Annotated in this window: 10 protein-coding genes; 2 read left to right on the top strand and 8 right to left on the bottom strand. The window is 64.3% G+C overall.

What is annotated here, in order from left to right; genetic code table 11:
* Positions 1-199: 199 nt before the first annotated feature.
* Positions 200-2032 carry a DUF4012 domain-containing protein gene (locus tag ACFU5V_RS04415; protein ID WP_378697171.1) on the top strand — a complete coding sequence of 611 codons (1833 nt, stop codon included), beginning with the start codon at positions 200-202 and terminating at the stop codon, positions 2030-2032.
* A 9-nt stretch (positions 2033-2041) separates the two neighbouring features.
* On the opposite strand, the gene ACFU5V_RS04410 is transcribed toward ACFU5V_RS04415, so the two are convergent.
* The 8 genes from ACFU5V_RS04410 to ACFU5V_RS04375 form a co-directional block, all read right to left on the bottom strand.
* Entirely contained in the window at positions 2042-3307 is a 1266-nt protein-coding gene (locus ACFU5V_RS04410; protein WP_378697169.1) for a lipopolysaccharide biosynthesis protein, read from the bottom strand.
* Between the two features lies 1 nt (position 3308).
* On the bottom strand, positions 3309-4466 hold the full coding sequence (locus ACFU5V_RS04405; RefSeq protein ID WP_378697167.1) for a polysaccharide pyruvyl transferase family protein: 1158 nt from the start codon (positions 4464-4466) through the stop codon (positions 3309-3311).
* Positions 4467-4538: 72 nt separating this feature from the next.
* Positions 4539-5633 carry a glycosyltransferase gene (locus ACFU5V_RS04400; RefSeq protein ID WP_378697165.1) on the bottom strand — a complete coding sequence of 365 codons (1095 nt, stop codon included), beginning with the start codon at positions 5631-5633 and terminating at the stop codon, positions 4539-4541.
* A complete protein-coding gene (locus tag ACFU5V_RS04395; RefSeq protein ID WP_378697163.1) occupies positions 5630-7039 on the bottom strand; it encodes an O-antigen ligase family protein in 1410 nt (469 codons plus the stop codon). Before ACFU5V_RS04395 ends, ACFU5V_RS04400 begins: the two co-directional genes overlap by 4 nt.
* Positions 7036-8049 carry a glycosyltransferase family 2 protein gene (locus ACFU5V_RS04390; RefSeq protein ID WP_378697161.1) on the bottom strand — a complete coding sequence of 338 codons (1014 nt, stop codon included), beginning with the start codon at positions 8047-8049 and terminating at the stop codon, positions 7036-7038. The genes ACFU5V_RS04395 and ACFU5V_RS04390 overlap by 4 nt, the downstream gene beginning before the upstream one ends.
* A complete protein-coding gene (locus tag ACFU5V_RS04385) occupies positions 8046-9104 on the bottom strand; it encodes a glycosyltransferase family 4 protein (RefSeq protein WP_378697159.1) in 1059 nt (352 codons plus the stop codon). Before ACFU5V_RS04385 ends, ACFU5V_RS04390 begins: the two co-directional genes overlap by 4 nt.
* Before the next feature lie 49 nt (positions 9105-9153).
* Complete coding sequence (locus ACFU5V_RS04380) at positions 9154-10668, bottom strand: sugar transferase (protein ID WP_378697157.1); 1515 nt, start codon at positions 10666-10668, stop codon at positions 9154-9156.
* Between the two features lie 565 nt (positions 10669-11233).
* On the bottom strand, positions 11234-11578 hold the full coding sequence (locus tag ACFU5V_RS04375; protein ID WP_378697155.1) for a hypothetical protein: 345 nt from the start codon (positions 11576-11578) through the stop codon (positions 11234-11236).
* A 190-nt stretch (positions 11579-11768) separates the two neighbouring features.
* Between ACFU5V_RS04375 and ACFU5V_RS04370 the strand changes: the two genes are divergently transcribed.
* Positions 11769-12515: a hypothetical protein gene (locus ACFU5V_RS04370; protein WP_378697153.1), complete on the top strand. Its 747-nt coding sequence runs from the start codon at positions 11769-11771 to the stop codon at positions 12513-12515.
* Positions 12516-12519: the final 4 nt, after the last annotated feature.

Below are 12519 nucleotides of genomic sequence, written 5' to 3'. Positions count from 1 at the left end.
TTACTCTTCTATCGGAACAGACACGGACAGAGGAGAATACGGCGTGCCGCAAGTTCACGAACTTCGCCGGAAACGAGACGGCGGCGGCGAAAACGGCCGTCGTGACACGATAAGCAGCTGTCCGGGGCGACCCTCACGCGACCGACAGTTCAGCTACGCGACCAGAAACCTCATCCTCGATAGCTAGGAGCAGACCCGAATGGACGCGAAGTCGCCCAACAACTCCCACAGCGACGGTTCGACAGCCGCTGAGGCACCGACCGAACCGCGCCGCTCGACCGCTCGACGACGGGTGCTGATCGGTGCGGGCGTAGCCGCCGCCGCTGTCGTCGCATGGGTCGGGTTCTCCGCCTGGCAGGTCCAGCACAACCTCACCGGAGCGCGGGACAACGCGCAACTCGCCAAGAATTCGCTGCTCGACGGCAACACCGAGGGTGCCCAGCGAGCGGCAGCCGAAGCACGGGAACGAGCAGCAGACGCCCAGGACAATCTGCATTCGGCCCCCTGGAGTTCACTCGCCGCCGTCCCCGGGCTCGGAGCACCGTTCGAATCGGCGCAGCAGATGTCCGATGTCGTAGTCGGATTGACGCGTGACGTCCTCACCCCGGCGGTCGACGTCGGCGTCGCGTTGTCACCCCGAGATCTGATCGGCGAAGGCGGCAGCGTGCAACTCCAACCGCTGCGTGACGCCGCACCGGCGTTACAGGAAACGTCGATCGCAGCACGGAACCTTGCCACCCAGGCACAGGACATTCGCGGCGCCGGGTACATCGGGCTGGTGGACGATGCGCGAACCGAACTGCAGACTCAGACCGACGACGTGGCGAAACTCCTGGAGAACACGACGATCGGCGCCAAAGTGCTTCCGGCGATGCTCGGCCTCGACGGCCCTCGGAGCTACTTCCTCGCCTTTCAGACCAACGCAGAGGCACGCGGCACCGGCGGACTCGTCGGCGGCTACAGCGTCATCCGGGCCAGCGACGGAAAACTCGGCATCGAGAAGCTCGGCAAGAACACCGAAGTGTCCTACGACAAGCGTCCGCTCGACCTCGGTCCCGACTACAAGAGCATGTACGGCAACTACAACCCCTCGGTCGACATCCGCAACAGCAACCTGAGTTCCCACTTTCCGTACGCAGGCCGGATCTGGCAGTCCATGTGGGCGCAGGAGTCGGGCGAACGAGTGGACGGAGCGATCGCGACCGACCCGGTAGCCCTGAGCTACGTACTGGCCGCCGTCGGCCCGGTCACCCTGCCCGACGGCGAGGTCGTCGACGCAAGCAACGTCGTCGAACTCACCGAATCCACCGCCTACACCCGCTTCATCACCAACGAGGCCAACTACACCGAGGACAACGCCGAACGCAAGGAATACCTGCAGACCATCGCCGGCAAGGTCGTCGAGAAGATGACCGGCAAGATCGACTCACCTCAGCGACTGCTCGACGCGGTCGGTCGAGCCGCCGGGGAACGCCGCATCGCGGTGTGGAGTTCGCATCCCGAAGAGCAGGCAATACTCGCCGACACCACACTGGGATACACGGTGCCCGAAGATCCCGCCCCGTACGCCGGCGTCGTGATCAACAACAACGGCGGCAACAAGCTGGACTACTACCTCGACCGCGAGATCGATTACACCGCCGCCGACTGCACGGGCGACACCCGTACGTCCGCAGTCACCGTGCGACTGACCAACAACACCCCGGACACCAATTTCCCGCGCATCGTCGCAGGCACGTTCAAGGACAAGCCCCTGCCGTACGGCACCAACCTCGCCATGGTCTCACTACTGTCGACCAACGGCGCGACCCTGACGAAGGCAAGCATCGACGGCAAACAATCGTTCGCCATCCAGGGAAAAGAATTGGGTCACCCGGTCTTCACGGTTCCCGTCACCATCCCGAAGGGCGCAACCGTCGAACTGCGATACGAACTGAACGAGCCCACCGCACCAGGTGAGGCACGGGTGCCGGTCCAGCCGCTCGTCGACGACCCGAAGGTGACCACAGACGTGCCGAACTGCGGGAGTTGACGTGCGGTGTCATCCCCGTTCGGCACTCTGGGGCGCAGGCACGGCGGGTTCCTTCTCGCCCTGTTCGAACATCGGTCTCCGGCGCATGCCGAATACGCTGCGCTGCCGCACCAGAAGAGACAGCGTGTAGTAGACACCGGAGGCCAGGACGGCGACGACGGCCATCGTCGTCACCGTCCTGGAACTTCCCAGGAAGACGACGGCAACGACCTCGAGACACACTGCGACGAGGCCGACGACACTGATCAGATGTGCACGCCCCAACGACACTGCGGCCTGCACGTTCACGGTCGCCGAGGAGAAGAGAACGACCCCGAAGGTGAGTATCGCCGCCAGAGGAACCGATTCGGCATAGGCGCCCCCGAACAGCAGGGGCACCACCCAGACGGCGCCCCCGCTCCAGACCACGCCGAAGCACAGTGCTCCGGCCAGAACCGACAGGGGAACACGAACAGCGTTCTTCAACAATTCGTCGCGCCGCTTGGCACCACTGATTCGCAGGCCGACGGAGTGAACCAGCGGAAACGCCACGAACGCATAACTGAACGCCACCACATAGACACCGGTGGCGTGCGCGCCGAGAAACAGTGAGCACAGCAGTTGGTCGACGCGGATGAGCAACACATCTGAAATCTGCCCCGGAAGGGACTTCAGCGCGTAGGCCCAATCGATTCCTCGGTCTCGGCGATGATGTCCTCTCCCATACCGGAATATGGCTGCGAACTGCGCGAGCTGGCTCACGATGTACACGACGCAGACGGTGACGATGTCGATCCGGTCGACAATCGCGAGGCTACAGATGCCGATACCGGACAGACACGCGCCGACGACCTGATACCGGGCGATGACGTTCGTACCGCCCTCGACCACAGCCAGGGACAGAATCGTCATTCTCACTGCGCCGAAATACGACAATGCGAGCAGAACGAAAATCGCGAGCAATTCGCCGGGCGAGAGTCCGCCGAACCAGACGTAGACAGCCACCACGCTCATCAGCAATGTCAGGACCAAGATCACCGGGTTGGATCGCGCGGCCGCGAACCTCGCGGTCGCCACGTCGGATCCCTCCGCGACAAGTTTTCGTGCAGCGGCCGGTGTTCCGATCGACGCGAACACCGGAATGACCGCAACCAGAATGAGAGCCACCCCGAGGTAACCGCGGTCGGTGGGGCCGAGGTCGCGCGCCAGTATCGGCCCGGTCACCAACTGGACGAGCAGCGGCGAGTACTGGCCGGCGACGAGAACGGCAAGGCGCCTGTCGGCGAGCAGTCTCACGTCAGCCGACCTCGAGGAGCGTGCCGAGCATCCTGTCGGTCGCCGCTGCGCTGACTCGACTGAGACGTGAGCCCACCTCGGCCAACTCCCAAGAGTCGTACCGCTCCGTCGTGTCGACGCTCGCCACGATCGCCGACGCGGGCACGTCGCGCAGTGCCGAATCGGGAGCCCACGTCGCCAGGTACTCGGACAACTTGGGGATGCGGTCGAGACCGACGACAGCCGTTCCATAAGCCATCGCCGTGATACTTCCGTGCAGGCTCGTGCCCACATAGCACTCCGCCGACGCGATTTCCGCGGCCACCTCCCGCACGTTGCCCGGTTTGACCAGCCGCACCCGGCTCGTCGTTTTCGACAACTGCCGGAACAGCCGCCGCAGGGCGGTCAGATCCGAATGCCCGCCTGCCAGACCGATCGCCAGCAGTCTGATCTCGTACCGCTCCGACAGCGCACGAAGCTGCGTCACGACCTCGTCCTCGTGCCCCCGCAGCCAATGTCGCGAGCACTGGAAGACCAGAGTCCGCGACCGCTTCGGTGCCGTAGGGAAGAGCCTGTCGATGACGGCCGCCGAGTCGGGAGCGAGATCCGCGTCGACTCCGTGAGAACGCAGAATCTCGACGCTGGCGTTGTCCCGCACGCTGAGGTATTTGCCGGCGCGGAGCGAATCGAGTACCCGGACACGATCATCGTCGGACAACGTGTCGACGCTCGTCGCACCGACCGCGTTGTACACCACGGGCACCTTCCGGCTCGTCGTCACGTCCGGTACCAATGGCAGATCCCACATCCCTCCCGCGAGGGTGCGGCAGATCCTCGACAGTCGCCGACGTGGAACGGTTCGATGGAGAGCGGCCACCGCGAGGTCGAATCCGCTGGGGATCGAGTGCCGGGTCAGGTCGTACCACGTCGCGCTCAGCACCTCGCCACCCGCGACGACACAACCTGTCGGCAGTTGGTCCGCGAAGGATCGCCGCAGATCCCTCGCACTTCCGGAACTAGAGGTACCCCAACCCTTCCCCCGCGCACCCCACAGCGCATAGTGCGACAGTGTGCTGTCGCTCAACGCCGCCCAACGACTCTCCAACACCAACGGGAACAAGAGGTCGCCGTAATTGAATCGGTCGAATGCGCCGACACTGACCACGTTCGGTGGTGTCACTGATCTCCCCGCACCTTCTCGGACTCGTGGCGAGGTCTGGTCCGGCATCACTCGAGCACACGAGCTTCCGCGTCACAGAGCACCGTACAACACCTTCGAATAGCTCTGGCACACCTGTTCCCACGTGTAATGGGTTCGCTGGCGCCGTTCGGCTGCGACACTCAGTTCGTCCATCAAGGCATGGTCGGAGAGCACTCGGTCGAGCTCATATGCGATTTCACGAGAATCCGGCTCGACGAAGGTCGCGGAATCCTGGAGCACTTCACGGTTGTACACGGTGTCCCGCGCGACGATCGGCGACCCGCACGCCATCGCCTGAACCAAGGCCGGGTTGGTACCACCGACGCTGTGCCCGTGAAAGTATGCGCCGGCGTGCTGCCACAGCGCGAAGAGCTTCTCGTCGTCGCTGAGGTGACCCAACCAGTGGATCCGATTGCTGGTTGCGGCCAAACTCTCCGCCCGAAGGTCGAAGTCACCGCCGTATCCGGAGGATCCGACGATCACCACATCCCAGCGCTCACTCAACTCCCGTGCCGCATCGAAGAATTCACCCACGGTGTTCTCCGGCACGAACCGCGCCACCATCAACGCGTAGGAGCGGTGCGGGAATCCGTCGACCGGATCCAGGTCGTCGGGCAAGGTACCGCCGTACGGGATGAACTCGCCCGAGCGACCGAACCCGTCGCGCCAACGTCGCCCGATTTCATGAGAGTCGTACACGAGCTGGTCGCCGAACCGGGCAGTCAGTCGGGCGCCGGTCCTGAACGCGGCTTTCGCTGCCTTCCCCCACTTCTCGCGCTCCCACTCGATTCCGTCGACGTTCACCACCGTCGGGATCCCACGCGCCTTCAGGATCGGCAGCCAGTACCCGTTCGCCACATTCATCACCAAGGCGACGTCGGGGCGCCGGCGGGACGCGTCGAGGCACGACGTCAGACCGTAGGACAGAGTGCTGAGCGACTTGGACTCGACACCTTTGGTCGTCACAGACTCGATCCGGTAGTCCCTGAACGGATCATCCGGCTCGGTGCTGCCCGTTCGCCCGTACACGGTGACGTCCCAGCCTTCGTCGGCCAAGTAGGGAGCCAACACCCGCACCAGAGTTTCGAACCCTCCGTAGTAGCTGGGATAACCCCGGGTTCCGATGATTGCGACCGAATTTGTCATGCTCTTTCCTCGATTCCTGTCGTCTCGAGCGCGGACGGGTGTTCTTCGACCTCGTTCTGCTGCGCTCCGCTTCCTGTTTCGCACTCGTCCCGAGACAGCGGACGAAGCAGTGACGCCACCACGATCCAGACGATGCTGAACCAGAACATGCTCGTGAGGGTCGCTGCCGCGACGAACGTGGCAGCAACAGCGGCCGCGATCGGCCGACGACGCCACGGCACGTGGCGCCACACCGCCATCCCGAATGCACCCAGTAGCACCAGGCCGACAATTCCTGCGTCGTACACGATCTGAACCGGCAGCATGATGATGTGGCCCGATACACCGGGTGATCCCGGCTGTTCGTGTCGAAGGCCGAAGGTATTGGTGCCGTTGCCCAACCAGAGGTGAACTCCCCGGAGGTCCTCCGCCGCCTCGCGCGCGACTGCCATCCGAAACCCGACCGTTCCACCGGTGAAGTCGATATCGCCCAACTTGTCCTGAGCGGGGCGCGCCGTGTCGCTGCGGACCTCGGGCGTGGTCTCGTCACGGATCTGCGGCGCCGACTGCTGCACACCGACATCCGGAAGCGCGGTCGTGGCACCGTAGGCAACCAGAACGCCCACGACGACAGCGGCCGGCCCGAAGGCGAATGCCCTCAGTGGAGTCGGGTTCCGGCGGCGGCGAACAAGTTCGTAGGAGACGTAGACGGCCAGCCCCATCACCATGCAGAACACCGCGGTGCGGGTCTGGGATGCGATCAGTCCCAGCGGCACGGTCACCGCCACCGCGATCATCCATCGCCGGTCGCTGCCCTTCCGAGCGACCAGCAACAGCGTCCAGAAGACGAGAATCGACGCGTAGATGTTCGCCTCCGTCGCCGACAGGCGTGCGACGTAGACGTCGTAGAGAGAATCGAGGTTGGTTCCCCACGAAAGGTCACCGGCGGTGCGGTTGGCAACGAGATACATCACGAAACCCGCCAGAGCCCAGGGAACGACGAAGCGGATCCCGATGTTCTCGGCCCACACTGCGCGGGCACCGAGCGACATCAGGCCAGCCAGCAGCAACAAATCGATGGTGAGCCAGCCCAGGATCGCCGCACTCTTGCCCAGACTGGGCGAAAACAGCATTGTCGCCACCGCGTTCCAGGCGAGGAACGCGAGGAACGTCAGCACAACAGGATGTCGCAATGTCCGGAGGAGGTCGAGTCTGGAGCCTGGCTGAACGAGCAACCAGCCCACGAACACCACGGGCGCCACCTGCTCCCAGCGGACGGTGAAACCCGCGAGATCGAACGAGTAGCGGCCGAGAAACGATCCGGCGACAACCGCGAACACCAAGAGAAGTGTCACCCGGTCGTTGCGGCGGTGAGGTGCCCCGACCAGGTCCTGCGCCAGCACCTTCTGGTCCGGCCCACTCGTCACAGCGAAGCCTTGTTGTCGGTCTCCGCTGTGATCCGAGCGGACGACACCGCGAGAAGGTCCTGAGCGAACACACGGAACTTCACCGATTCGGCATCCCAGTCGTTCGCCTGGTCGACATCCGGCCGTGCTCGCAATCTGTAGGCGGCGGAACGCGCGAACAGTCCACCCGCGACTGCCCATTTCCAGCCGATGTTCTGCAACCGTGTCCGGGACAGGCGCCACTTGTACAGGTCGTACATGTTGACCACCCAGGCCGAGTTGGGCGCCCGCGACACCGTCGGCGCCGTCGAGCTCTCTCCGATCAGGTGAATCCCCGTCACGGAAGGCACCGTGACGACCCGCTCGCCCGATTCTTTGACCCGAAGACAGAACTCGATGTCTTCCGCGTACATGAACCACCGCCGGCTCAGCCCGCCCGTTCGCGTCCAGGTGTCACGTCGCACGAGCATGCACGCGCCGGACACCCAGTCCACATCCCGCATGTCCACCGACGAGTGCCGTTTGAGGAGATACAACCCTTCGACCATGGCTGAGCGTCCGGCCAGTCGTGAAAGGCCGGAATAGTGGCAGAGGACGCGCCACAGGTTCGGCTTCCTGCCACACTCTCGGATCGCGAGCCGTTCCCCCGGTTTGTCGAGAACCGGGGCGACGATACCGATACTTCTGTCCGCATCGAGGATTCGACTCAACGCGAAAATGCTCTCCGCGTCGACCACGGCGTCGGGATTGAGCAACAGCATGTGTTCGCCGCGTGCCTCCGACACTCCCCAGTTGACGCCCCCGGCGAAACCGAGGTTTTCTTCGCTCCGGATCACCCGTGCGTTCGGAGACACCTCGGACACCCGGGCGATCGTGTCGTCGGTCGAATTGTTGTCGACGACAATGATGTCCAGATCGGGGTCGGCCCCCAGGACCGTCATGCACTGCTCGATGACCGACGCGCTGTTGTACGTCACGATCACGACCGAGATCTTGCACTCGTCCCCGCGCGCCTCTTCTGGTGCGCTCATGTCCACATCTCCTTGCCGATCTCGTCACGGAACCGACGCACACCGAACTGCGCATCGAACCTCCGCCGCGCCTGGTTCGCGCGTTCGGTTGCGTCCTCGATGGAGAACTCCTCGAGAGCTTGCCGCCACGCCGCCACGTCACCCGTGGGTACGAGGCATCCCACGTCGTCGCCGATGATCTCCGGCAGTCCGCCACTGTCACTGGCCATCACGGCGCGTCCGGCCGCCATTGCCTCGATGGCGATGGTCGGCAACGGATCGGGTTTGATACTCGGCACCAGCACCAGATGCGCCGCATCGAGGTATTTGCGGACGTTGCCGGTCTGCCCCACGATCGACACGCTGTCCGGTCGTTCGAGCCTTTCCACACGATCGATCACGTCGACGGACTCGCCGTTCAGGGGCGGTGCCCCCAAGACGATGAGCTCGATGTCGGTGCGGTCGAGGCCGTCCCACGCGTCGAGGAGTACATCGTGCCCCTTCCACGTGTTCCACCTGCTCGCCACGACGCACACCAGCCGCTCGCCGGCGACGATCGGGGTCGGCTCCGGAAGCTCGAAACCGTTGTAGACCACCACCGATCGGCGGACGAGCCTCTCGGCCAGCGGGCGGCGGACGGCGTCGCTCACGCACACGATCCGCTGCGCGAACGACAGGAACGGAGTCACGAAAAGTGCTGTCTTGCGGTCCAGGAACTCATGGAGATGGAGCACCGTCGCTGCACCGGTCAGTCGCGCCAACGGCAGCATCAAGACCAGCGCCGACGTGTTGACGTACATCTTCGAGGGCCGCGCACGCACGACGGCGACCACCGTCCGCAGGAATCGGCCGACCAGGCCGGGGAGCGCTCCGAGCCGGAGATACGACCGTCGGATGACGGGAAGTGGAACCCTCCGTACCGTATGTCCCAACGCGATCAGCGCAGTGGACAGCTCGTTGCCGGGATAGTCGACGTCGGTCGGAAGCCACACCTCCACGTCCCAGTCGCTCGGGATTTCGGTCAGCGTTTCCAAGAACACTTTGTCGGCCCCGTACATCTCGTCGGAGGGATGCACAGCGACAAGCTTCTTCCGACGTCTCACGGTGCGGGCCGGACCCCTACCTTCAGTACGCACCGTCACCCCCCACCACTGCCTTCAAGGTCTTCGCGATGATCAACATGTCGCCGACCATGGACCAGTTCTCGACGTACGACAGGTCGAGACGCACCGAGTCCTCCCACGACAGGTCCGAGCGCCCGCTCACCTGCCACAGTCCGGTGACACCCGGCCGCACCAGGAGCCGGCGGTGCACCTCGTTCTCGTACGACTCGACCTCGACACGCAGCGGAGGCCTCGGTCCCACCACGCTCATTTCTCGGCGCAGCACGTTGATGAACTGTGGCAATTCGTCGATGCTGAACTTGCGCATGACGCGGCCCACACGGGTGACACGCGGATCGTCTCGTAGTTTGAACATCACGCCGGCGCCCTCGTTGGGGCCGCTCAAGGTGGCACGGTGCCGGTCTGCTTCGTCCACCATCGACCGAAACTTCAGCATCGGGAACGGTGTGCCGTCCAATCCCATTCGCTCCGATTTGTAGAACACAGGACCCCGACTCGTCAGTTTGACGGCGACGGCCGCGATCAGCATCAGAGGACTGACCAATACGAGCGCCACGATCGCAAAGATCAGATCGAACGACGTCTTCCCGAAGCGCTTGGCGCCGTGGTAGCGCGGCTTCTCCACGTGGATCAGGGGCAGCCCTGCGACGGGCCGCATCTCGAGGCGCGGCCCCGAAACATCCATCATTCCGGGAGCGACGACCATGTCGACGTTCAACTGTTCGAGATCCCACACCATTTCGCGAAGCCCGTGATGGCCGAGATGCTCGGTTGCCGTGACCGCGACGGTATCGGCCCCGGATCGCTCGATCGCGTCGACGACGTCGTGCTCGTCGCCGAGTATCGGTATCCGCCGTCCGTCCACGTCGATCGTGTCCTCGGTCGCGCGGTGGTGCGCCGGGATACAGACACCCACCACGGTGTATCCGTCGGCCGTGCCACGGTCGAATGTCCGCGCGAGGTTGCGCACGGAGTGTTCGGCTCCGACGACCAGGACGGACGTCTGACACAGACCGTGCGCTCGCTTGCGGGCGAGGACTCGGCGCCACATCCAGCGGGTCAGCAGGAGACCGATCAGGCCGGTGGGGAATGCGATCGCCAGGTACAACCGTGCCAATTCCACATGCAGAAGTAGTGCCGCGATCGCGATGAGCCCGAACAGTCGTAGCGTCGCGGTGGCGATGCGCCGATACTCCTCCGGGCCGCTCCCGACCACCCGTGGGGACCGCACGTGGAAAACGGCGAGTATGCCGAGCCACGAGGTCACGAGGGCGACGGAGATCAGACCGTAGCTCACATTGCTCAGCGTGCGCGAGTCGACAAGGGTCCCGTAGCCGCCGAAGCGCACCCATTGGGCCAAAGCGACCGCTGCCACGACGACGAGCGTGTCGGTGAGGAGGATTCGCCTCAGGTACACGGCGAGCCAGTGCCGCCGTGCGACACCGCGCTGCACGGGAACTGCCCCGACGCCGCGTACGACCGACGCTCGCTCCACAGTCGAGTTGAACGTCGCCATGCATCCCCTCCACTGTCGAACCGATCGCCGGTAGAGTGATGGTCGAGTCGGCCGCAACGCGACAGCGGATTTCAGGACGTACAACAGTGCCGCCGTCACCCATGGCGCAACGCCTTGCGTGCCGTGCGGCCATTACACGAAAGCGACTCATGCCCTACGAGTAACGATCCAAACTGCCCCGAGCACCGCCATGTGGCTGGACGACATCGAACATTCACAACGAGTGTCGAACCTAGCAGCGCAATTCGGTTCTGTCGCATCTTCACAGCCGACACCAGACCGCGCGGTCTGCGGTAAACCACCACTGAGCTGCGGATATCCACTCGCATAATTGGCTTGCACACAGTCAGTTTCGGCAAACTGACCACAAGTGCTGAGGCGGAACGATTTTCGGCCGATCGGGTCTGCGGAGATACACCTGAACGGAGCCGTGGTGCGGACAATGACCCTCGATACATACTCGAAGTCGGCTGTCGTCAGACGTATTCGATCCCGCCGCCGCGAATGGATGCAACTTTCCGAGCCGGTGACGAACTCGAGTAACAGTTTTGTGGATTGCCCGCCGTTATCGAGCCACCGGCGTCCGGCCGATCCGCGACCGCACGCGCGCGGTAACCTGCCAGATCCGTGTCGTGTCGTGAACGCTGATACACGGCACGCCGAGTGCACGGGCGCGCTCGACGGCGGCCGATTCCTTCGCCGAGCAACGCCCGTCCAGGATGTCCTCGGTGACGATGACACAGAGCACATCCCCGTCGAACTCGCGGATCGGCTCCAGCCCGTGGAGTGCCACCCATTGCCGAACCATCGCCCACTGCGACACGTCGTTGTAGCGGGTCGGATTGCCGACGAACAGCACCCGGCGAGACCGGCGGGCTCGGGCGACATCGATACTGGAGATGGGTGACATGACGTTGGTTCCTGTCCACGTGAACGGCTGATCCCGGTACGGAACAACTCTGTCGCGAGTGGCCGCGCACGTCTGTCCGCCGATAGGGCGGTGCCTCGGATGAATCCCGGCTCCCCCGATCGGGGGACACCGCCCCACGTGAGTGGGAAAGTGTGCTCGGGCACGCATCGGCACTCACCTGGGAGGTGGCATGATCACGGTTCTGTGCTGTCGCGGCATCGGTGAGGATCTCGACGTCAACATGCTCGCCAACACCACACAACTCTTGGATCCCGCACGATTCGTCGTCAAGCAGGTTCCGTGGGAGGCAAGCTACGGACCGGTGCCCGATCCGGGTGGATCAGCGTTCGACAAGGCTTTGTCCGAAGGACGGACACTCCTGTTGCGGATGATCGCCGACGACCCGAATCCCGTTGTTCTGCTCGGCTACTCGGGAGGCGCTGCGCTCGCCGGCAACGTGGCGGCCGAGGTGGGACGGGGGCAGCACCCCACCCTGGACGTGCGCGGGGTCGGACTGATCGCCGACCCGCTGCGGCCTGCATCTCCGGACCTGCCGGGCTGGGGCATTGCGGGGCAACGCCCGATCACGGGGATGCCCGTGTGGCAGATCGCCGACCCGCTGGACGCCATCTGCTGCTGTCCGGGCAACTCGCCGCTGCGGACGTTCGCGGACCAGTCGGCGGCCTTCTCACTCGCCGACCCGAGGGCGTGGGTGGTGGACCTCCTCGACCGGCTCCGCACCAGAAGGTGGCAGGCGGTGATCCTGAACTGGTGGCGCCCCTGGACGGTGTGGCAGCAGTACTCCGAGGCCATCGACGACGTGAACGGTTACCTGTTCCGGGGCGACCACACCAGCTACTGGGTCCGCATCGCGCCGGGAACCGACCGCACCTACTGCGAGCTTCTCGCCGATCGCGTCAACGGCATCTCGGACTGATCCC

It is taken from the genome of Rhodococcus sp. NPDC057529 (assembly GCF_042802055.1).
In the GTDB taxonomy this organism is placed as follows: domain Bacteria; phylum Actinomycetota; class Actinomycetes; order Mycobacteriales; family Mycobacteriaceae; genus Rhodococcus_F.
The sequence above is the reverse complement of the archived record's forward strand: the minus strand, read 5'-3'. Positions and strand labels throughout refer to the sequence as shown.